This window comes from Moritella sp. 24, from assembly GCF_018219155.1.
Classification (GTDB): domain Bacteria; phylum Pseudomonadota; class Gammaproteobacteria; order Enterobacterales; family Moritellaceae; genus Moritella.
The window spans coordinates 1868841-1890713 of sequence record NZ_CP056123.1; the positions used below are offsets into that span (position 1 = coordinate 1868841).

General features: G+C 38.6%; 18 protein-coding genes. 11 read left to right on the plus strand and 7 right to left on the minus strand.

All coding sequences use genetic code 11. From position 1 onward, the window contains the following. Positions 1–45: 45 nt before the first annotated feature. Positions 46–504 carry an HPP family protein gene (locus HWV00_RS08460; protein ID WP_211685655.1) on the plus strand — a complete coding sequence of 153 codons (459 nt, stop codon included), beginning with the start codon at positions 46–48 and terminating at the stop codon, positions 502–504. Between the two features lie 7 nt (positions 505–511). After that, positions 512–1141 (plus strand): HAD-IA family hydrolase, encoded by a 630-nt coding sequence (locus HWV00_RS08465; RefSeq protein ID WP_211685656.1) that lies wholly within the window; start codon positions 512–514, stop codon positions 1139–1141. On the opposite strand, the gene HWV00_RS08470 is transcribed toward HWV00_RS08465, so the two are convergent. Beyond that, entirely contained in the window at positions 1138–1857 is a 720-nt protein-coding gene (locus HWV00_RS08470; protein ID WP_211685657.1) for a sulfite exporter TauE/SafE family protein, read from the minus strand. The two genes, HWV00_RS08465 and HWV00_RS08470, sit on opposite strands and share 4 nt — an antisense overlap. 40 nt (positions 1858–1897) lie before the next feature. Further along, complete coding sequence (locus HWV00_RS08475) at positions 1898–2509, minus strand: LysE family translocator (RefSeq protein WP_211685658.1); 612 nt, start codon at positions 2507–2509, stop codon at positions 1898–1900. Positions 2510–2913: 404 nt separating this feature from the next. Here HWV00_RS08475 and HWV00_RS08480 point away from each other — a divergent pair, with 404 nt between their 5' ends. The 3 genes from HWV00_RS08480 (at position 2914) to HWV00_RS08490 (ending at position 4901) form a co-directional block, all read left to right on the plus strand. After that, positions 2914–3366: a hypothetical protein gene (locus HWV00_RS08480; protein ID WP_211685659.1), complete on the plus strand. Its 453-nt coding sequence runs from the start codon at positions 2914–2916 to the stop codon at positions 3364–3366. Positions 3367–3704: 338 nt separating this feature from the next. After that, positions 3705–4301, plus strand: a complete 597-nt coding sequence (locus tag HWV00_RS08485; protein ID WP_211685660.1) for a GNAT family N-acetyltransferase — start codon at positions 3705–3707, stop codon at positions 4299–4301. Between the two features lie 24 nt (positions 4302–4325). Then, on the plus strand, positions 4326–4901 hold the full coding sequence (locus HWV00_RS08490) for an HD domain-containing protein (RefSeq protein ID WP_211685661.1): 576 nt from the start codon (positions 4326–4328) through the stop codon (positions 4899–4901). A 75-nt stretch (positions 4902–4976) separates the two neighbouring features. On the opposite strand, the gene HWV00_RS08495 is transcribed toward HWV00_RS08490, so the two are convergent. After that, positions 4977–6713 carry a sensor domain-containing diguanylate cyclase gene (locus HWV00_RS08495; RefSeq protein ID WP_255554977.1) on the minus strand — a complete coding sequence of 579 codons (1737 nt, stop codon included), beginning with the start codon at positions 6711–6713 and terminating at the stop codon, positions 4977–4979. A 351-nt stretch (positions 6714–7064) separates the two neighbouring features. Here HWV00_RS08495 and yeiP point away from each other — a divergent pair, with 351 nt between their 5' ends. Next, on the plus strand, positions 7065–7637 hold the full coding sequence (gene yeiP / locus HWV00_RS08500; RefSeq protein ID WP_211685662.1) for an elongation factor P-like protein YeiP: 573 nt from the start codon (positions 7065–7067) through the stop codon (positions 7635–7637). 167 nt (positions 7638–7804) lie between these two features. After that, the gene (locus tag HWV00_RS08505) at positions 7805–8269 is read left to right on the plus strand and encodes a hypothetical protein (protein WP_211685663.1); all 465 of its coding nucleotides are present in this window, start codon (positions 7805–7807) and stop codon (positions 8267–8269) included. Between the two features lie 68 nt (positions 8270–8337). Here HWV00_RS08505 and HWV00_RS08510 read toward each other — a convergent pair whose 3' ends face one another. From HWV00_RS08510 to HWV00_RS08525, 4 genes are all read right to left on the minus strand, one after another. Next, entirely contained in the window at positions 8338–9087 is a 750-nt protein-coding gene (locus HWV00_RS08510) for a hypothetical protein (protein ID WP_211686448.1), read from the minus strand. 275 nt (positions 9088–9362) lie between these two features. Then, positions 9363–11027 carry a GGDEF domain-containing protein gene (locus tag HWV00_RS08515; protein WP_211686450.1) on the minus strand — a complete coding sequence of 555 codons (1665 nt, stop codon included), beginning with the start codon at positions 11025–11027 and terminating at the stop codon, positions 9363–9365. A 274-nt stretch (positions 11028–11301) separates the two neighbouring features. Next, positions 11302–14355, minus strand: coding sequence for an efflux RND transporter permease subunit (locus tag HWV00_RS08520; RefSeq protein WP_211685664.1), 3054 nt, complete (start codon positions 14353–14355; stop codon positions 11302–11304). A gap of 28 nt (positions 14356–14383) precedes the next feature. Continuing rightward, the gene (locus HWV00_RS08525) at positions 14384–15154 is read right to left on the minus strand and encodes an efflux RND transporter periplasmic adaptor subunit (RefSeq protein WP_211685665.1); all 771 of its coding nucleotides are present in this window, start codon (positions 15152–15154) and stop codon (positions 14384–14386) included. 344 nt (positions 15155–15498) lie between these two features. Between HWV00_RS08525 and HWV00_RS08530 the strand changes: the two genes are divergently transcribed. The 4 genes from HWV00_RS08530 to glpK all read left to right on the plus strand — a co-directional run bounded on the left by HWV00_RS08530 (position 15499) and on the right by glpK (position 21562). Further along, the gene (locus HWV00_RS08530) at positions 15499–16887 is read left to right on the plus strand and encodes a DASS family sodium-coupled anion symporter (RefSeq protein ID WP_211685666.1); all 1389 of its coding nucleotides are present in this window, start codon (positions 15499–15501) and stop codon (positions 16885–16887) included. 227 nt (positions 16888–17114) lie between these two features. Next, positions 17115–18590, plus strand: a complete 1476-nt coding sequence (locus tag HWV00_RS08535; protein ID WP_211685667.1) for a diguanylate cyclase domain-containing protein — start codon at positions 17115–17117, stop codon at positions 18588–18590. 427 nt (positions 18591–19017) lie between these two features. Then, positions 19018–19875: an MIP/aquaporin family protein gene (locus HWV00_RS08540; RefSeq protein WP_211685668.1), complete on the plus strand. Its 858-nt coding sequence runs from the start codon at positions 19018–19020 to the stop codon at positions 19873–19875. Positions 19876–20029: 154 nt separating this feature from the next. Beyond that, the gene (gene glpK / locus HWV00_RS08545; protein WP_211685669.1) at positions 20030–21562 is read left to right on the plus strand and encodes a glycerol kinase GlpK; all 1533 of its coding nucleotides are present in this window, start codon (positions 20030–20032) and stop codon (positions 21560–21562) included. Positions 21563–21873 lie beyond the last annotated feature (311 nt).

Consider the following 21873-nt stretch of genomic DNA (forward strand, 5'->3'; position numbering starts at 1 on the left):
TATCATTGGAGGTAGACAGATCGGTCTACATTCAGAGGAGGTTGTATGAAAAAATCTATTTTTCCGATTGTTGCGGGGATGTTTGCAATGTTAACTATCGGTATATTGGCTTATTTGGGAAGTATCACAAATTCGATGCAGTGGTTAATGGCCCCCTTTGGTGCTACTGTAGTTTTGGTATTTGGTGTACCTGAGAGTCCACTAGCTCAGCCTAAAAACGTTATTGCTGGACACTTATTAACGGCGTGTATTGGTGTGTTATTTGTTGAATACATAGGTGTGGAAGCTTGGTCACTAGCTGTTGCAACTGGATTAGCTGTTACTATTATGCTACTTACAAAAACAACGCATCCGCCAGCAGGCGCTAATCCTATAGTCATCATGTTATCAGGTCAAAGTTGGGGATTTTTATTTACGCCAGTTTTAATTGGTTCATGTGTGATTGTTTTTTTTGGGTTAGTATTAAATAAGATTAGAACCTCGTATTTTGAAAGTGCTGAATAAGGATCTCATGAATAAATGTTTACTCTTTGATTGTGATGGTACCTTGGTTGACAGTGAAAGACTGTGTAATCAAGGGTTGGTCATTCAGTTTCGTAAACTTGGTATAGCACTGGATGCAGATCAACTGATGATGAAATACCGAGGTTGGGAATTAGAAAAAATATTAGATGAACTGTCTAGTGAATGTGGCGTGATACTCCCTGACGATTTTATTGTCGAATACAGGCTCGCTGTTGCAGCGCTTTTCGAATCAGACTTACAACCCATTCAAGGCATTAAAGCGGCGTTAGACAATCTCCCGTACCCAAAAGCTGTAGTATCGAATGGACCTACGCATAAAGTCGAACAAGCGCTCATGTTATGTGGATTAAGTGAATATTTTGGTTCGCGTATTTACAGTGCCTATGACATCGGTGTGTGGAAGCCTGATCCTGCAATTTACTTGTTTGCCGTAAAAGAGATGGGATTTGAGCCGAAAGACTGCATCGTGATAGATGATGGCCTTGTTGGGATTGAAGCAGGTTATAAAGCGGGCATAAGAACATTATTTTATAACCGCTTTAATCAAGATTGCGACTTACCGTCGGTAGTCAGCTTTAATTCTATGGCTGATTTAGTTGCACTCATTGAGAGTTAAATTACAAAGACAGAAAAAATCATCTTTATCGCTAACAGGCTGAGTAATAGCTTAATCGCGAATAGTAATCGGCTGTTGCTAGCGAGGCCACGTAATTTAGTCCCAACTAGTGAACCGATGACGGAGCCAACTATCATATATATAAGTAAACTAATGTGTTCGAAAAATGAAAACCCGATGAAACCAAAGACTATAATCTTTGCAATATGACTAATACTCATGAACATAGAACTGGTGGCTATGATCTGGTTTTTACAGCTTAATTGTTTTGTTAATACACTGGTCGCGATTGGCCCTGTTGCACCGACAATAATCCCTAAACCTGTCTGAACTAATCCAATAATATAATAACTTTCATATTTTTTGATGGCGGTAGAAAAACGTGCATTCCACAAGTTGAGCAGGATGTAAGTGCCAATTGCGATAGGGATATAAGTATTCGGCATGTTTACCAGCAAAAAACCAAATAAAGTGATGCCAACAAATGAACCGATGAGAAATTGAGGTAAGAGTGACCACTGAACATCTTGAATAGAAAATAGCATTCGAGATGAGTTACTTGCTAATTGTGTAATGCCATGAATAGGAATAACGGTACTGGGATGTAGGTATAGCGGCAGTATTGCAATAAGTAGCATACCGCCACCAAAGCCAAGTACGCCCGCCACAACGGATGTCAGGAATGATATAAGTCCAAGAATATATTCAATTGGCAAATGTGACTCCTTTAATTATTCATATCTGATTAATTGTGTATCAGGTGATTTGCGTAACGATTTCGTTTATTACAGGGAATACAGACAGCATCAGCAATGCTGACATGGCATAGTTGAAGTACCGCTGATAACTGTCGTTCTTTAACCACTTTTTAAGCATTGAGCCAAATAACAGCCAAATACCGACACAGGGAAATGAAATAATAAAAAAGGTCAACGCTATGATTATATTTTGGCTGTAAAAGTCAGCGCCGACAGTTGTAAATGCGGCTATTGCACCTGTTGCGACGACCCACGCTTTGGCGTTAATCCATTGGAACAGAGCCCCTTTTATGAATGAAAACGGCTGTGCTTGTGTATCAGAGGCTAGGGTATTAACTGATGTAGCAATTAACCAAGCTAGATACAGTAAATATAAGGTACCCACACACTTAATGATTAAATGTAGGCTAGGGAATAATTCAAATATTTGACCAAAGCCGATACCAATAAGTAACAGCATGACCGTAAAACCGACACAAATTCCAGTCAGTAATGGCAGGCTTTTCTTTACTCCAAAATTCACGCCTGATGTCATGACCATAATATTGTTGGGGCCGGGTGTGACCGATGATGATATTGCGAAAAGTATCACTGCGAAAAAATAATCCATGAAATATCCATATGCTTGTATTTAGCCTGAATCCTTAGGCGGGTATTGAAAATACTAACATTGAATCTTATGCTAGCTCAACGCTATTGATTAAATCTAACCTAATGGTGCTTAGGGCTTGGACCTTAAAGGATACGGTTCGAGTTTCAGGCATGCATGGCTAAATTGAGATTAACGTCCGCTGTAATTGTGTCATCTAAATAGATCTTAATATCATTGCGTACCCCGTCATTTGACGCTAAATTATTTCAATAAATGGGTTAGGCTTTAAAGTCTAAATAAGCCCAGCCGGATTCGAAATCTGCCCTTTGTCTTAAAGACTAACTTGATAGTGGTTTACTATTTGATAGTATAATTTGGTATATTAGTCGTTGTATCAATCTTTTAAAAATTTAGGAAAAATAATGAAAAAATTGTTCGTATTATTACTACTATTGTCGGCAAATTTAGCCCACGCATTTAATATCGGAGATGCGATACCTCGTTTTGAAATTACTGATCAATTTGACCAAGTGCATACTATCAAAGCGGATAGCAAACATATCATTGTCGCTGGTGATAAAGATACCAGCAGTATCATTCGTGATTTCTTATTAGCTCAGGAAAAAGGTTTTTTAGCGGCTAACCAAGCTTATTATGTGGCTGACATATCAGGGATGCCAAGTTTAATTAGCAAATTATTTGCTTTGCCTAAAATGAGAAAATATCCATTTTCAATTTTGTTATTAGACGATAGTAACAAAGACAAGTTCTCAAAAAAGGAAGATCATATTACGGTTTATACGGTAAGTGAAGGCAAAATATCTGAGGTTAAATATATCAAGACAGCTACTGAGTTAGCCGCGGTATTTGAATAAACCGTCATTTTACTCTTGCTTGGTCGGTACTGTGATACCACAGATATCAATCAAAAGGGTCAGAGTTATTGATTTTGAGTAAACTCGGTTGTTTGACTCTGACTAATATTGCGCACAGGGTATTCAAATACGTAGTTCGCCATACAAAAATGTATGGCGAACAGTCATGAATCAAATGTGAGTGAGCAACAGCTCTAACAAAAAAAGAGACGGTAATGAGTTACAGCGCAATATAGTTGAATACCTATAAATAAGTATTTGTTTGATTTATTTTATTATTGGAGTAAGTTAATAATAAACAAATGTTTAGGTTTGAGTTATAGGGAGAGTGGTGAGACATGAACAATGATACTTGGTTAGAAGAAACGAAACTGATCGGTAATAAAGTGACGCTCATGCCGTTACAGCGAAAGCATGCTGATGCATTAATCAATGCAGCTTCAGATGGTAATTTGTGGGATTTATGGTTTACCAGCATACCCTCTGGAGAGACTATCGATGAATATATTGAGAAAGCCCTTAACGATCACGCACTCGGCAAAGCATTACCATTCGTTGTTGTTGATAATATGACGAATGAGATCATCGGATCGACCCGTTTATGTGAAATATCGGCAGAGAATGACCGGGTTGAAATTGGTTATACTTGGTATGCGCAACGTTATCAGAAAACAGGTGTGAACACCGAATGTAAATACCTACTACTCCAGCACGCCTTTGAAAGCTTGAATGTGATCGCCGCAGAATTTAGAACTCATTGGCATAACCATGTTTCACGTGCTGCAATTGCCCGTTTAGGTGCAAAGCAAGATGGGGTACTACGTAATCATAGAAAAGACAAAGATGGTTTTTATCGCGATACTGTTGTGTTTTCGATTATCGATCATGAGTGGCCAACGGTAAAACACAGCTTGAGTTATAAAATGAATCGATAAGAGGTTGTTAACCAAGGAGCTGGTTTGGAAAATATTGAGAAAGTATTAAACTTCATTGTTGAAATTGAAAAATTAAAAGACGTATTACGTAAAACAAAACCTGTTGGGTTAGACCGATACGAGAATTCTGCAGAGCACAGTTGGCACGTCTGTATCTCAGCCTTGATGTTAAAAGATTATGCCGATGGTGAGATTAATATCGACCGCGTGATTAAAATGTTATTGCTGCATGACCTAGGTGAAATAGATGCGGGTGACACAATCATTTATGCCGCTGAAACACCAGAGAATAAAGCGAAAGAGTTCGCAGGTATTCATCGACTGTTCAATATATTACCAAGTGAACTCGCGAGCGAGTATATTGCCCTTTGGCAAGAATTTGAGAGTGGTGTTAGCGATGATGCTGTTTATGCGAAAGCCATTGACCGTGTGCCACCGTTATTGCATAACATTCACGGTGAAGGGCACAGTTGGAAAGCACATAACATTTCGAAAGAACAAGTGCTCTCGGTGAATAGTCGCATCGGTAAAGGGAGTGAAACGCTATGGTCGTCATTGGAACAAAAGCTTGAAGTGGCGGTAGAGCAGGGGATTTTGTAGTTTATATAAAAGGAGTCACTGTCATTAACAGTGACTCCTTTTTGAACGTCATATTATCAGTACTTCATCATTAAATTAAATACTGACGACATTTAAGTCTGTCTTATCATTGTCTTTATTGGTGTCTTGTTCGATAAGCTTCTCGGTTGACGTTAATGCTTGCTCACCCGTGATGATTAAATCACTGTAATGACATGATTGATTACGCCCACGCTCTTTTGCTTCATACAAGGCAATATCAGAAAGTTTGGTGAGTTCATCTTTTTGCATACCATTAATCGGATACGTTGAAATACCGATTGATACGCTAAGCTTACCCAGCGACAAGTCTTTCATTGCCAGATGTAGATCGTTAATTGATTTACATAAGCCATCCGCTATTTGCCTTGCTGCAGCAATCCCTGTACCCGGTAATACGATAATGAATTCCTCACCACCAAGACGGCATATGGTATCTTCGCCGCGCATTGACTCTAATAGGAGCGAACCAATCGTTTTAAGCACATAATCACCCGCATCATGACCATAGTTATCATTAAAGCGCTTAAAGTGGTCTAGATCGAGCATCAACAATGACAGTTCTTGCTTGTAACGTTTTGCTCTCATCAACTCTTGGTTAATGGTTTCTTCGTAGTAACGACGGTTATATAGACCTGTGAGCGGATCACTAATTGCCTGCTCACGTAGTTTCTCTTGAATGTTCAAGTTAGCGAGCGCTAGGCCTAAATGTTCTGCAACCGTAAAGGCCAGTTGCTGAGTGTCTTCGCTTAAATCGTTATCACCCGAGTATAGGTGCATCATGCCAATTGTATTACCATGCGCAACAAGTGGGATGCATAATGTTTGGTTTGCATCTGGGTGCTCAGTTTGTACTTCGGCCATATGCGAACAAGGCAATGTCGTATATTTGTCATTCGCTAAATGGAATTTACCTTTGCGAAGAGCCCAGCATTCTTCAGGTGCATAGGTTTTACTGCCGGGCCAAGCACCACCCCAATCCAGTTTCACTAGCAGCTGATTTCGTGATGAACGGATAAGTGACACAACACCATTTACATCCCCTAAAATACGCGGAATGATATCTTCAACAATCATCTGCGCTTCATCAATCGAATTACAGGCAGCAAGCATGTTCGTCAGACGACGTAATAATTCAATTTCTAATGTACGCTGTTCAATTTTACTTTCTTGCAGATCTTTTTCTGCTTGAACTTGTTGATTCATTAACTTACTACTAAGCAATGTTGAAGCAGTCACGAGCACTAAACTAATCGTCATTAAGAGAATTAAAATGGTCATCAATTCATTTGCCATCGATTCAATGCGCGTTAAAGGCGTCGCAACACGAAGGATGTAATCTTGGCCTTGATAAGAGAATGACTTTGCCGAATAAAGTAAGTCTCTAAAGCGACTGGTACTAAAACGTGTAGTTGTACCGTGCCCGGTATTTTTTGCGTCAATGATTTCTTTACGATTGAGATGATTTTCAATTTGCAGAACTTCAATTAATGAAATATCACTGTCTGCTAATACCGTACCATCAAATTTGATTAAAGTGATGTGGTTTTGACGGCTAAGTTCAATATCTGTTTTGATATAAATATCGAGTCTTTCCAAGTCATCAAACTGTAGATCTGATGCTTGTAACTTATGCGTGATCCTTGTTATTTCCGTTAATAAGCCCGCTTCAATTTTTTCTTCTATCCAATTTGATAGTGTTAAATTAAAGATAAATAACCCGATGATTGTAGAAATCAACATGCTGACGATAGGGAAGTACATCCATTTTTTACTTATTACATTTCTTTTCATTATTTAACCTAGAAGAGCCATTAACGATTATCAATTGTCCAAACTGTTAGGAGCACTTTAAGTGAATATATTTGCTATGTAAATGGTATTTTAAATGCTGTTATATACCTAAAAAATAAAATATAAAGCTTAATAAAAATGTATATAATTCGAGTCGTGTTAAGTGGTGCTATTGCTCACTAAATTATAATGAGAGCGTGATTTATAGTGGTGTTCGTTGATTTAGCGCTGTAGTCATCATTAAATTAGTTAAAAATGGTGAAGAAGTCAGCGCTTCATGGTTGCAGCACTTGGTCTGATTTAGCCTTTATGCTATTTTCTATACACTATTTATTATTAGGAATACCTAAAATGCCAAAGGCAAGTGATATTAAAAAGAATACCGCTGTTGAATATAATAACGGCGTATACATCATCCGTGATATTGAGCGTTCAGTACCACAAGGCCGTGCTGGTGGTAGTATCTACCGTATGCGTATGTACGATGTAGTAACGGGTTCTAAAATTGACGAAGTATTCAAAGACAGTGACAACCTTAATCTAGCTGATCTTACGCGTAACCAAGTTATATTTTCTTACGCTGACGGTGAAGAATATGTATTCATGGATACTGAAGATTACACACCTTACAGCCTAGACAAAGCAGCAATTGCAGATGAATTATTATTCATCACAGAAGACACACAAGGTCTTCAAGTGCTAATCGTTGATGGTAAGCCTGTATCTATCGAATTACCTTCTGCTGTTGAAATGGTTATTACTGAAACTGACCCTTCAATTAAAGGTGCTTCTGCAAGTGCACGTACTAAGCCTGCAATCATGTCTACTGGTCTAACGATTCAAGTACCAGAATACATCGCAAGCGGCGAAAAAGTTAAAATTAACACGACTGATCATAAATTCATGAGTCGTGCTGATAAATAATAGCTTAGCCTATTATTAATAAAGACCCGTTATCTTAAACAGATAGCGGGTCTTTTTTTTGGGTTTAATTTAGTCCTATTATTATGTACGAATGATTATTTACTGCTACGCTCATGATGCTTAAGGTGACTTAAGTACTTCCTGTAATCATGGTTAGGAGTAAGTTTATGATACGTAATTTTGCAATTATCTTATTATCTTGTGGTTTGATCGCCGCTTGTGACAGCAGTGATAAAGCTGAAGAGCAAGTTGAATCGAATAAAAGCGCAGTTGAAAAGAGCTATGATGATGCAAAAAGTACCGCTGAGGATATGTTAGATACAACGAAATCTGCCGCGGTAAGCGCTGTTGATGGTGCGAAAGAAATGGCGGATGACGTTAAGAGTTCATCTTCAGATGCTTGGGACAGTGCAAAACAAACGACAACGGATGCAATCGATAGCGCTTCAGAAGCGACCAGTGATGCTTATGAGAAAACGAAAGACAAAGCAAATACTGCGATAGAGTCTGTGTCTGCAACAGCAACCGATACCTATGATAATGTCAAAGAGAGTACCAGTAGTACGCTAGATGGCGCAGAAAAAGAGGCGGATGATAAAGTCAAAGATTCAGTGGATAAACTGCTTAACTAGCCATTTCATGGATTTTAAAACTCATCATTAAGAAGAGTTGATTGGCTAAATCAACTCTTCTTAATTGCTTATCTAGGCTGTTGTTGATCAAATAAAGTTTCAAGTGTTGATGTGTCTTCAGGTATTTTTTCTTGCACATCTCTCGCTTCTATTTCTGCGAGTAAAAAGGTCGATTTATTGAGTAGAATCATCATCTTGTCACGTTTATCAATCAAGAAGTCATCTTTGAACGTTGCCGCTTCAATTAATGCGATATTTTCACTGACCATTTTGGCTGTGATGCTGTATTTCTCTTGCTCAAAGAATGAGGTGGCTTTCATTAAGCAATTACTTAGCCGTAATTTTAAGCGTATCTTTTCTAGCTTTGATTCTTCAGCGATACAGTCTTCTAATGAGATATTTTTTTTGAGCAGTTCGTGACGTAATATAATTTTGAGGCGAGAGATACTACGTGCTAAATCAATCGCAATGCGTTCATCAACAGGTTCAATAAAAACCGTGGTTGACGGGGTTATTTTAGCTGTTGCGATATGCATGTTTTGTTGTGTTATATGGTGCTTTACTTTGTCGTGTAGAGGCTCAACTGCTGAGATCTTTTTGAGGGCCGAGATAATACGTTGGTGTAATAAGATCGTAAGTTTAGTGCTAAATACCAGCGAAGTCGAAAATTTCAAGACCATTTCAGTCTCTTCAATACATCGGCGCTGTGATGCTAAAATTTGACGTTTTTTGGTTGAGATCATCTTCTTAGCTTGTACCACGATTGCAAAGGCAATCATTGTAAATACAAGTAATAGGATACCCATCTCCATGAACATTAAATTCAAAATTTCTATCCTTTATTAAATATAAACATTAATCAATTACATGTGGCATTTTTGATAGTGCCTAAACGTCGGCATAATACACTGATTAAGTAGAGTATTCACTCTTAATACTGTTTATATTAAATATTCACGCGTAAATTAAACAAGACGACTTCTCTTAACTGTTACCTTAAAGATAGCTTTAACTGTTGCCTTAACGATAGCCTGAACAGTTTACCGACTATGATAACTAAAGCGTAAGCATAGCGTACTACTGAGCTAACGTATTAAGCACTTTCTGCAAGTGTCGCTGAGATCACAGACCAATAACAAACTCTGTTTCGGCTATTTTCTTTAGCGATGTATAATGCTTTGTCTGCACACGCAATCGTCCCTTCATGCTGGCTATTTTTGTTTGCAATATTTGACTGTGCAGTCGCACCGCCTTGAAATTGTGCGACACCAAACGAACAGGTGATAGAGACTCTATCGCTATTCGGTGCAATAAAGTCATATTGTTCGATTGCTACACGTAAGCGTTCTGCCAATATCCCTGATGCATATTCATCGGTATTTGGTAATAATAGAATAAATTCTTCACCGCCATAGCGGGCACATATATCGATGTCTCGTACACCACCAGATAAAATAATCGCGACTTTTTTAATGACTTCATCACCAAACTCATGGCCGTATAGATCGTTAGTTTGCTTAAAGTTATCAATATCAATCATGACGATGCTAAATTTACCACCGTAACGTAGCGAACGATCTGTTTCGTGTTTATAACATTTGGCAAATTTACGGCGATTATAAATGCCACTGAGTGGATCGGTATTAACGGCAGACTTTAGCTGTCGTTCTAAAACTTTATATTCTTTAATATCGCGGCGTAAATTCTTATGTAAATGAAAATATAACAGGATAACTAAAGTCGCAATAATAAAAAACACTAAGAGAAAGCGCAACCGCCACTGAAATTGTAAAATGTTCTTCTCTTCAGTTGAGGCTAGAAAGCCATCCATATTAGAGAGATCATATTCTTGCTTACTGTATTTTATTGTTGCTTCAGCCATCGCATCAATGCGCTCGGGGTTGATGTGACCTAACTGAACAAGATCATTATGTATTAATGTCGTCATTACTTGCGCTTCATAACGGAGCGCGTCAGCTGATTTTGTCGTTTGATATTTATCTTTAATCAGCGTGATTATTTCATCTTGATTCGCAAGTGCATACTCCCAACCTCGTAGCGAGGCACGTTGAAATCGCTCTATTAATAGGTAGTTTTTCGAAAAGAACGCTTCACTTGTAAATAAGATATCACTATAAAAATTAATGCCGTAAGCTTGAGGGTCCATGATCTGATAGTCGATCCCCATTTGCGCTAATATATACGGTTGATTTGTTAAGTAACTGGTGATTACGTCTACTTCGCCTGAAATTAGGGCATTCAGCGAATAATCACTTTTTTTGGTAATCGGGGGAAGTGAATCAAGGTCGACATTTTGCATTTCAAGCATCGTTAATAAATGCGGCTCAAGTCGTCCTGTGTTTGTTGAGATAATCTTATCTTCAAGATCCGCAGGTGTATTAATACCACTGCTTTTTAGGCTTAACAGCACCTCTGGAGAATATTGAAATAAGGCTGACACTGCGACAACGGGTTTACCTTCCAAGCGCGCTTGAACCAATTCGCTGTTACCAATCGAAAAATCGGAACGGCCGCTAATGACTTCTGAAATATTATCTTTATTTGCAGAGCCTCTGCGCAGGTTTAGACTAATATTTTCTTCTTGGTAAAAGCCTTTTTCGATTGCTGCATAATAGCCAGCAAATTGAAATTGGTGGTTCCACCTTAAATCTAAATTAACACTATCGAGTGCGTATGCGACATTGGTGCTAAATACAGCAATGAAAATGACAATTTGACGGGATAAAGATAAATTCATCAATAGTTATGATATCCAATAAACTAGAGCAACATGAGATATATTGATTTAAAACATCGAAATTAAATCAATTAATTTACACCGCTAAATTAACACTTTATGGACAGTTCTTCAATAAAATTAAGCGCAAGTTTGCATGTCATTATATGAAAATTCAAATATAACAGGGACTTAACAACCTTATGTTTTTCAAGGTTTTTGTAGGTTATAAAATAGGCTAAAAAAATAGGTTAAACCATATTGAAAATGCTGGTTTAACCTATGTGTAGATCTTTTATTCGGTGATACTTTTAGGTCGAATAAAGGTCAGATATAAGCAAGGTATGACGATTAATACCACGGGCAGTGAAAACAACAGCCCGTAACCAAGAGTAAGCGACATGGGCCCCATGTAAACATCGGTGCCACCAAGTCCATAGGCAAGTGGAAGTAATCCTGCGACGGTCGTTATTGATGTAAGCAGTATTGGTCGAAGTCTGCTTAGGGCTGCATTTAATACCGCATCGAAGCACGCATATCCTTGCATTTTTAATTCGTTAATACAGTTAATCAATACTAATGAGTTATTGACCACTACGCCTGTCATGCCCAGAATACCGATAAGTGCAAATAGGGACAGGGGTTCAAAATGAATAAACAATGCGAGCATGGCAGCTACGCTTGCAAACGGGATAACCGACATCACCAATAACGGTTGCAGTAATGAACCAAACATAATCGCTAATACAAAATAAATACCGAGTATCGCAGCTGGGAAAGCAACGGCAAAACCGGTTAATGTTTCGTTGGTTTTTTCTGCTTCACCACCAATATCAAGACGAATTCCCATTGCTATTTGAGATTGTAATGCAGTTGTTAGCTCCGTCGTTATCGTATTGGGTTCTAACGATTTATCGGTAATTTGTGCCGTGACGATGACTTGACGTTCGCCATTAAAGTGTTGAAGTAAGCGTGGTGCTTGAATCGCTTCAACGTAGGCTAATCGGTTTAATGGAATTTGTAAGCCACTCGCTGTGTAAATTTTGGTATTACGTAACTTTTCTAACGTGCGACTTTCACTGTCCATAATCACTCTTAAGCTCACTTCTTCATCTCCAATCCAAGTACTTGTCACGCTATCACCATCAAAAGCGATACGTAATGTGGTTGCAAGATCATTAACGGTAAGTCCATAGCGTGCTAACCATTCATATTGTGGAATAATTTGTAATTGTGGGTCTTTCAATGATTCGCTATGCGTTATTTTATCTAACCCTTGTCGCTGCTGCATCCAGTTTTCGACAGCGATGACGGCAGCATCACGATCTGACTTGTTGTTACCAATAACCCTCACTTCAACTGGTTCGCCAGGAGGTGGACCACCGGCATCAACCGTAAACTTAACTAAATTAATCGTATTAATATGTTTTATTTGTGTATTTAAACTATCAATAATTTGCTCTGCACTCCGTTCGCGTTGTTCTGCGTTTGTTAGACTGATAAGGCCTTGGCTCGTTGGTGTTGAGTAGGTGATTTCGTAACTTACAAGTTCATTACTTGGGAGTGCCGATATAGCTTGTTCAAGTTCATGGTGGGCAAGACGGATCTTATCCAGTGGTGTTCCAGATTCGACTTCGGTATATATCTCAATGTACTTAGCTGATTCAGAGGGAAACAAATCGATTTTTAAATTACTGACAAGAAAACCGCCAAAGAAAAGTAGTCCGATGGCGATAACGATGACACTGCGTTTCCACTTTAAGCAGTGTGTTAGTATTTTACGATAAATCATGGTTGGCACTTGAAAACTAGCTGTGTTCTCGACGACTTTATTGTGTGCTAACGTTTCACTCGTTTTAGCGTTGAGTTTGTTATCGGCTTTCGAAAGTGAGTTTGCAAGATGCGCGGGTAAAGTTAATGTGCATTCAGCTAACGAAAATAACAGGGCTGCAATGACGGTTATTGGGATCACAGCAACGGCTTTGCCTAATATTCCCGGAATAAAGAGCATAGGAATGAAAACGAGCGCTGTTGTTGTTAAGCTGGCGAGGATTGGTTTGATTACCTTAGTTGTACCATTAACTGCGGCATCAATTGCACTTGCACCTTGTTCTTTTTCTTGATAAATACTTTCGGCGACAATAACGGAGTCATCAACAATAATACCTATCACCAATAGCATGGCTGACAGTGTAATACTGTCTAAGTTCATATCAAGGGCGGGTAAAATAGCCATTACTCCAAGTACACAAAACGGAATGGAAACAGACACCCAAAATGCAATTTGACGTTTCAAAATCAAACTTAATACAATTAAAACCAGCAATAGTCCTACGCCGCCGTTAGTGGATACAATCTTAAACTTGTCATCCATGTCTTGACCAAGGTTCAGTGATGTTAAAAACTGAAACTGTCCGTCTAAACGTTGCTCTTCTCGGCTAAATAAACCTTCAACATTGGCAATGGTTGCGCGAATATCTGCGCTTGCGCTTTTACTGATTTGAAATAATATGGCTGGTTGCCCATTAATCACGCCTAGTTGTGTTGCTTTTTCAAATGAATCACTGACTTTGGCTATGTCACCAAGACGAACCAAACCGCCGCCGGGTAGTACTTTAATAATCGTGTTTTGAAGTTCTTCAATACCCTGAACTTGGGTTAGCGTAACAATACGTTGTTCATTATTCCACGATTCAACAGCGCCTCCTGATAAAGATAAGTTACGGTTTTTTACCGCATTAATGACGTCATCGAAGGTGAGTTGATAGCGGCTTACTTTGGTTGGTTTAACTTCAATCCAGAACTCGCGCTCACGGAACCCAGACATATTGACAGAGCCAACCCCTGATAAAGTACGTAGTTGTTTTTCAAGACTTCGACTGTACGCCTGTAATTCGCTATCGCTACCCGTACTCGTGACTCCAAAGGTAAATATTTCAAATGTAGCAGTGTTTTTTCGCTCAACGAGTGGCGGATTTGTCACATCTTTAGGTAGATCACTGACACGATCAACCGCTTGTTGAATCTTGGTGACGGTTTCGGCAATATCGCTGCTTTCGTCTAGTTCAAGATTTATGTAAGAGCGTCCATCTGCAGATTCTGATGTGAAGCGGTCAACCCCTTGTACCGAACGTAATTCTTTTTCAATTTTATTGGTTATATTAAGTTCGATATCTTGTGCTGATGCGCCTGGATATTGAGTCGTGATCGTCACTTCTGGAAACGCAATATCGGGTAGTTCTTGCAGTTTTAGAATACTGACAGCGCCAATACCAATCGCTAACACCATAATCGTGATGATGCGGGCTAAAAAGCTACGTTGTGCAAAATAGGCAATAAATGAATGCATAATGATTATCCGTTAGGACTTGTCGTGGTTATTTATCTAGGATGTTTGTTGTCGCGTGCATTGACATACCCGGCTTAAATTGATGACGAGGGTTGTTTATCTCGACATCTACAGGGTAGGCGAAACTGTTATCGACTAGTGCAATGCCAATACGTTTGATCGTGGAGGTTACTTTATTGTTGGGGTTAGCCTCGGACCAAAGTTGAATATCTTGACCTATTTTCAGTTGATCAATTTCATATTCACTGGCGAGTAAACGTATTGTCAGAGTATCAATATTCACGACTTGGTAGAGCGGGGTACCGCGATCCACCCAAGAACCATTATCAATACTGCGTTGACTAATGTAACCACTGATACTGCTTGTTATCTGAGTTCGATCTAAGTCTAACTCTGCTTTTATAAGACCAATTTCAGCCAGCTGCAGACTCGCACTTGCAGCATCAAAATCGGTTGATGCAATATCCAGTTCATTCTGTGACAAGCTTTGTTGTTGCTGTAATTGAAGGTAGCGTTTATAGATAGATTCTTTGATTTTTAAGTCGGCTTTAGATAAGGCTAAATTTGCTTGCTGTTTATTGACTTCTAATGAGAAATCCTGAGACTGAATAGTGAGTAAATCTTGCCCTTGTATCACACTGTCACCGAGCTCTAATTTAGCCTGTTGAACGACACCACTGATCTCGGCAACGATATTCAGTGGGTTATTGCTCGCAACATGGCCAATTAAATTCAGAGATAGAGCGGGCTGTGAAAATGTCAGTAACATAATTAGTGGTGGCAGTATTTTTCTGTTCATAATTGTCATCTCAATAATGGTGTGAACGAATTATCACTATGGAGTCGATAATAACGTCTGCAATGTCAATGATTTGTCAATGAAACTGTATAAAGTAAATAAATGAGCGGTTTAATTGCATTAACCTTGTTTGTTGGTGTTGATTATTTGTGTTGTTAAGTTTGTATTCTGGTTAAAAAATGGCAGTTAAGATGTAAAATGTGAGAGGCTTCGCTTTATTGAATGTTGGATTTGTTTTACCCGCCATAATTATCTTTATCGTAACGAGTAAAAATTTATTGTGTGTAACAATAACCCTATTGGAGTACTTATAACTGTATATTCATTAGGAGAATGGAGCTCACATGAACAAAAATGAAAGCCTACCGCTACCCACCAATACGATGAAGTGGCTAACAAATAAAAACAGCGTGATTGTTATATTGGATATTGTCCTGTTTGCATTGTTATATAATTTTTTACCCTTTGAAAAAGACGTCGTACTAGGGCTTAGCATTTTGAGCTTTATTGCCGTTTTATGGTTAACAGAAGCGTTACATGTGAGTATCACCGCTATTTTAGTGCCTGTGCTTGCGGTGGTATTTGGCGTGTTTAATACGCAAACGGCATTAAATAACTTTTCTAATCCGATTATCTTTTTGTTTCTTGGTGGCTTTGCATTAGCGGCTGCGTTACACAGACAAGAGTTAGATAAAGTGATTGCAGACAAAGTATTAGTGTTGGCAAAAGGCAGGATGAATGTTGCTGTATTCATGCTATTTGGTGTGACAGCTGCGTTATCAATGTGGATCAGTAATACGGCAACCACAGCCATGATGTTGCCTTTGGTATTAGGGGTGCTTAATAAGGTTAATACCAAGACAGGACATAACACTTATGTATTTGTATTACTTGGTATTGCTTATTGTGCAAGTATCGGTGGTATTGCGACTATTGTTGGTAGCCCGCCTAATGCGATTGCCGCTGCACAGCTAAACCTTAGTTTTACGGAGTGGATGTCGTATGGCGTGCCTGTTACTTTGATCTTATTGCCGATTACTGTCGGTGTGTTATATGTCTTGCTTAAGCCGAATCTAAATGAAATATTCGAATTAGACCATAAACCGGTTGAGTGGGATAAAGGGAAGGTTGTTACGTTAGCTATTTTTGCGTTTACGGTATGCTTGTGGATATTCAGTAAACCCATTAATGCAATGCTGGGTGGTTTTTCTAAGTTTGATACGTTAGTTGCGTTGATGGCTATTGTCTTAGTGGGTGTCGCCCGTGTTGTTAACTGGAAAGACATCGAGAAAACGACGGACTGGGGGGTATTAATCTTATTTGGTGGTGGTATTTGCTTAAGTAATATCTTAAAAGCCACTGGGACGAGTGTGTTTTTGGCTGAAAGTTTAAGTGATATTTTAGCACAAGCAGGTATGGTTATTATTATTCTAACCGTGGTTGCCTTTGTGGTTATGCTTACGGAGTTTGCCAGTAATACAGCGAGTGCTGCCTTGTTAATTCCGGTATTTGCAGGTGTCGCAGAAGCGCTTGGTATGTCACCTATTGTGCTATCGACATTAATCGCGATTGCAGCTTCTTGTGCATTTATGTTGCCTGTTGCCACGCCACCAAATGCGATTGTATTTAGTACAGGGCATATCAAACAATCAGAAATGATGCGTGTTGGTATTTATCTTAACTTGATTTGTATTTTCGCTTTATCGCTTATTGCTTGGGTGTTCTGGTCGTAGTTATTACTTATTGCCAGTCTACGAGTTAAAAAGGCCGCTTAATTGCGGTCTTTTTGTGCATTTCATTCACTAGTTAATAACCCTTTATAGCTAGTTAATGTTCTGGTTTTACATTTTTGTGAGGTTAAACTCGTTATAAAATGCTTTAAATCTATTTATTAGCGTAACATAATGTTTAGGTTATTCATTATTATCCCCAGCCAAGCTATATATAGAACAGGTGTGTCTTGAAATTTAGAGTTGTTATTTACTTAGTTGTTATTATTAGCGTTATTATTTCTTATCAGATTAATCGTTCCGAGAGCAAGCAGCTAGATAAATTTCAACAATCGTTTCTAATGGTAGAGGCGCGTCTAGGTGAACTCTTTTATCATCTCCAAGCGATACAATATGGTATGTCATTACTGAGTAGTGCTGACAATCAATCTGCTAGTGTTGCGAATTTAAATTTTAATCGGATGGAAGATAATACCTGCCAAATATCAAAAAAGTTTAGTCCTGATCAGATGTATGACTTTGAAACTAATTTCTTAGTGGTCAGTGGTGGATCTGGTTGTGAATCTGACTCGGTATTAAATAATAAGATCATCGAGACAATTAAAATCGCCCCTATGATGACATTCTTGGCAGGTCGAGCTGAAGATGTGATTAGCCTGTATTTTATCTCTATGGATAAATTCGTTATCACCTCACCAAAATATAATGCTTTAGTCGTCAAGCCAGATGAATTTGAAAGTAAACTATTTAAACGACCTTATATGCAAAAAGTATTTAGCGCTGGCATTGAAAATCTGGGTAATAATATTTTCATTTCAGGCCCTTATGCAGATCTGAGTTTAAACAAAGATGTGCTTACTTTCTCCATTGCGATTTTTATGGATAAAGCGTTCTATGGTGTACTGAACATGGATATTTTATGGGATGATCTTGTTGCTGGCATTGATCCGGATTTTCATATTATTAATGATCCGAATCCAGCTCCCAGTAGTGCTTGGCTCAGTGATCCCCTAAGCTTTGATGGGGTCGCCAGTGATTTACGTCTGGTTATGCCAAATTCAATCGGTGATCAAATCACGTATTTAATTAAGAATAGCCTTATTGATATTGCGTTTTATTTTATCGCTATTGTGCTGGCTGGCTGGGTATTGTATACGTTAAAATTACGTCTTGTATCGCAGAAACTCGCCACTGAATCCCATCATGATCCTTTAACTGGGTTATTAAATCGCCGTGGCTTTATGGCAGAGCTTGGGGTGATCAAGCATCATCAATATTACTCTTTTATGATCATTGATTTAGATAATTTTAAGCATGTTAATGATACCTATGGGCATCCTATTGGCGATGAAGTACTGGTTCGTGTCACAACCGCTATTCAGCAGCAAATTAGAGACAGAGACATGTTATGCCGCCTTGGCGGTGAAGAGTTTGGTTTATTAATTACTTATAATAAAAATAATAAACAGATGAATATATTTGAACGTATTTGTGAATCGGTAGCCAATTTGCCACATTACAGTGATGATCTTGAGTTTCGTGTGACTATGTCTGGTGGTGCTGTAACAACATCATCAATCGATCAAGTTAAATCAATGACAACTATGATGAAACAAGCTGATAAGCTGTTGTATGAAGCGAAAATAGCGGGGAAAAACCGTGTTTTGTATAGCGATTTTAATGATAACCTTTCTTTAGATGACTAGTCATCTATCCTGAACCCTTATTCTACATATTGAAAAGTCGATACCAGAGAACCTGGTAATGTTCGAATTGTTCAAATGCACTTAAGTACTTTCGTTTATATACATTCAATCATGTCCCCGCTGTTTATATCCATATTTGATTATATAAGACTTTATTTCAGATGTTAAAGCTACTTCCAAAGTGTTAATGTTGTTACGGGTATGTGCTCACATTCTATTATTCTATAAGAAAATATGGTCAGACCAGCTCGATACTGCGTATTTTTTATGTGATTACACTTCACTGTGTCGCATTTTGTAACATTTATGTGCTCGAACGCTCATTTTTATTCCTTGTTTGTTTTAATTATGTATTAAAAGTGTAAATTTAAATTCACACGAACATTGTGTGAACCCTACATAATAAAATATAACAAAGGAATGAATAATGGCTAACAATAAACAGCATACGCTGATGGGAGAATGTCTCGCTGAATTTATCGGGACTGGCTTGTTAATCTTTTTTGGTGTTGGCTGTGTAGCTGCGCTGGTATTAACAGGCGCTAGCTTCGGTCAGTGGGAAATTAGTATTGTATGGGGTATGGGTGTAGCAATCGCGATCTATTGTACCGCTGGCGTATCAGGTGCTCATATTAATCCTGCCGTCACCATTGCACTGGCATCTTTCCACGGTTTTGATAAAAGCAAAGTATTACCTTATATCTTTGCTCAACTATCTGGCGCATTTTGTTCTGCGGCTTTAGTATATGGCTTATACAGCAACTTATTTACTGATTACGAAATCGCGAACGGTTTCTTACGTAATAGTGAAGCAGCATTGTCTACTGCTGGTATCTTCTCAACTTACCCACACCCATCATTGACATTTATTGGTGCATTTGCAGTTGAATTTGTAATTACAGCGGTATTAATGTTCGTTATCTTAGCATTAGGTGATGAGAACAACGGTGACCGCCGCGGTGCAATGAACCCAATCCTTATCGGTGTGCTGATTGCTGTTATCGGTGGCTCTTTAGGTCCACTAACTGGTTTCGCAATGAACCCTGCACGTGACTTTGGTCCTAAACTATTCGCTTACTTCGCGGGTTGGGAATTTGCATTAACAGGCGCTAAAGATATTCCTTACTTCATCGTACCAATCTTAGGCCCAATTGCTGGTGCATGTTTCGGTGGTTGGTTATATCCAAAAGCGATTGCACAATATCTACCAACAACAGGTCATGGTTGCACTATTCCAAACCAGTGTGATGAAACATCTGTTAAAGGTGAAGTTGCTAAAGTATAAGCGGCAACGGTAAGTAAACCTAAGCGAATTCAAACTATTACAAAAGGTATTCGCTTAGGTATATAATTAAAGATAAAGTTAAATAAATAGTAAAATAAGACCTATTACTTTAAACATAAAGTACTCTACCAAATGAAATATAAAGGACTTCATAATGACTGAGAAAAAATACATTATTGCGCTAGACCAAGGAACTACTAGTTCTCGTGCCGTTATTCTTGACCACGATGCAAATATTGTCAGCGTTTCTCAACGTGAATTTACTCAAATCTATCCGCAAGCCGGTTGGGTTGAGCATGATCCACTTGAAATTTATGCAACTCAGAGTTCAGTATTAGTAGAAACGTTAGCTAAAACAGGTATCACAAGTGATGAAATCGCTGGTATCGGTATTACGAATCAACGTGAAACGACGATTGTTTGGAATAAAGAAACAGGCAAACCAGTTTATAACGCAATCGTATGGCAATGTCGTCGTACAGCAGATATTTGCGATAAACTAAAAGCACAAAACGAAAACTTTGAAGAGTATGTTCGTGAAAACACCGGTCTGGTTGTTGACCCGTACTTCTCTGGTACAAAAATTAAATGGATCCTTGATAACGTAGAGGGTGCACGTGAAGACGCTGAAGCAGGCAAACTATTGTTTGGTACTGTTGATACTTGGTTAGTTTGGAAAATGACACAAGGTAAAGTGCATGTAACAGATCATACCAACGCATCACGTACGATGTTGTTTAACATCAACACGCTACAGTGGGATGAAAAACTACTTAAAATTCTTGATATTCCACTATCAATGATGGCTGAAGTTAAATCATCTTCGGAAGTTTATGGCCAAATGAACATTGGTGGTAAAGGTGGTACGCGTATCCCACTAGCGGGTATTGCAGGCGATCAGCAAGCTGCACTTTATGGTCAAATGTGTGTAGAACAAGGTCAAGCGAAAAACACTTACGGTACTGGTTGTTTCTTATTAATGAACACAGGTACAGAAAAAGTAACATCTAAGAATGGTCTATTAACGACGTTAGCATGTGGCCCACGTGGTGAAGTTGCATATGCACTAGAAGGCGCGGTATTCATGGGTGGTGCTTCTATCCAATGGCTACGTGATGAAATGAAGTTACTTGCAGATGCGAGAGATTCAGAATACTTTGCAACAAAAGTAGATACATCAAACGGTGTTTATGTTGTACCTGCATTCACTGGTTTAGGCGCACCATACTGGGATGCTTATGCACGTGGTACGATTGTTGGTCTAACACGTGGTGTTGGTGCAAACCACATTATCCGTGCAACATTAGAAAGTATTGCTTATCAAACGCGTGACGTACTTGATGCGATGCAAGCGGATTCAGGTATTAAATTAGCTGAACTACGTGTTGATGGCGGCGCAGTTGCAAATAATTTCTTAATGCAATTCCAATCTGACGTACTAGATACAACGGTATTACGTCCAGCTGTAACAGAAGTAACGGCACTCGGTGCGGCATATCTTGCTGGTCTAGCTGTTGGTTTCTGGGATGGTCTAGATGAGCTGTCTGATAAAGCAGTTATCGAAAAATCATTCGAACCGCATGATGATGACATTAAGCGTCAACGTCGTTACCGTGGTTGGAAGCGTGCAGTTAAAGCGGCGCAATCGTGGTCTGAAGGCCATGACGAAGAAGACGATTTACTATAATCGTATGTTAGTTTGATTGCCTACTGGCGATCAGCTTATCGAAATTGAAAGAGTGTCATTAATCTTTATTAGTGGCACTCTTTTTTTGTGCCATTTTTATGTGTGCTATTACTTGTTTGTGTATTTTTGTCATCAGATTGACATCTATTTACTGCTTAATAGCCATTCGAGTTACTGCTCAATAGTTATTCGAGCACGGTTTGTTCGTTACTATGCCATTCAAATGTTCGTAATATAAAAATAAATGCGCGAATTCGAAAGTAAATGATGATTTAAATCAAAAAATGTTTTATATTAGTTGCAGATGTTCG

Bases quoted from the DNA above. Each gene is read 5' to 3' on its own strand.
- HWV00_RS08525 (WP_211685665.1), bottom strand. From the start codon at position 15,154: ATGAACAGAAAAATACTGCCACCACTAATTATGTTACTGACATTTTCA.
- HWV00_RS08460 (WP_211685655.1), top strand. From the start codon at position 46: ATGAAAAAATCTATTTTTCCGATTGTTGCGGGGATGTTTGCAATGTTA.
- HWV00_RS08495 (WP_255554977.1), bottom strand. From the start codon at position 6,713: ATGAAAAGAAATGTAATAAGTAAAAAATGGATGTACTTCCCTATCGTC.
- HWV00_RS08485 (WP_211685660.1), top strand. From the start codon at position 3,705: ATGAACAATGATACTTGGTTAGAAGAAACGAAACTGATCGGTAATAAA.
- HWV00_RS08475 (WP_211685658.1), bottom strand. From the start codon at position 2,509: ATGGATTATTTTTTCGCAGTGATACTTTTCGCAATATCATCATCGGTC.
- HWV00_RS08480 (WP_211685659.1), top strand. From the start codon at position 2,914: ATGAAAAAATTGTTCGTATTATTACTACTATTGTCGGCAAATTTAGCC.
- HWV00_RS08510 (WP_211686448.1), bottom strand. From the start codon at position 9,087: ATGTTCATGGAGATGGGTATCCTATTACTTGTATTTACAATGATTGCC.
- HWV00_RS08540 (WP_211685668.1), top strand. From the start codon at position 19,018: ATGGCTAACAATAAACAGCATACGCTGATGGGAGAATGTCTCGCTGAA.
- HWV00_RS08520 (WP_211685664.1), bottom strand. From the start codon at position 14,355: ATGCATTCATTTATTGCCTATTTTGCACAACGTAGCTTTTTAGCCCGC.
- glpK (WP_211685669.1), top strand. From the start codon at position 20,030: ATGACTGAGAAAAAATACATTATTGCGCTAGACCAAGGAACTACTAGT.
- HWV00_RS08465 (WP_211685656.1), top strand. From the start codon at position 512: ATGAATAAATGTTTACTCTTTGATTGTGATGGTACCTTGGTTGACAGT.
- HWV00_RS08505 (WP_211685663.1), top strand. From the start codon at position 7,805: ATGATACGTAATTTTGCAATTATCTTATTATCTTGTGGTTTGATCGCC.
- yeiP (WP_211685662.1), top strand. From the start codon at position 7,065: ATGCCAAAGGCAAGTGATATTAAAAAGAATACCGCTGTTGAATATAAT.
- HWV00_RS08530 (WP_211685666.1), top strand. From the start codon at position 15,499: ATGAACAAAAATGAAAGCCTACCGCTACCCACCAATACGATGAAGTGG.
- HWV00_RS08515 (WP_211686450.1), bottom strand. From the start codon at position 11,027: ATGAATTTATCTTTATCCCGTCAAATTGTCATTTTCATTGCTGTATTT.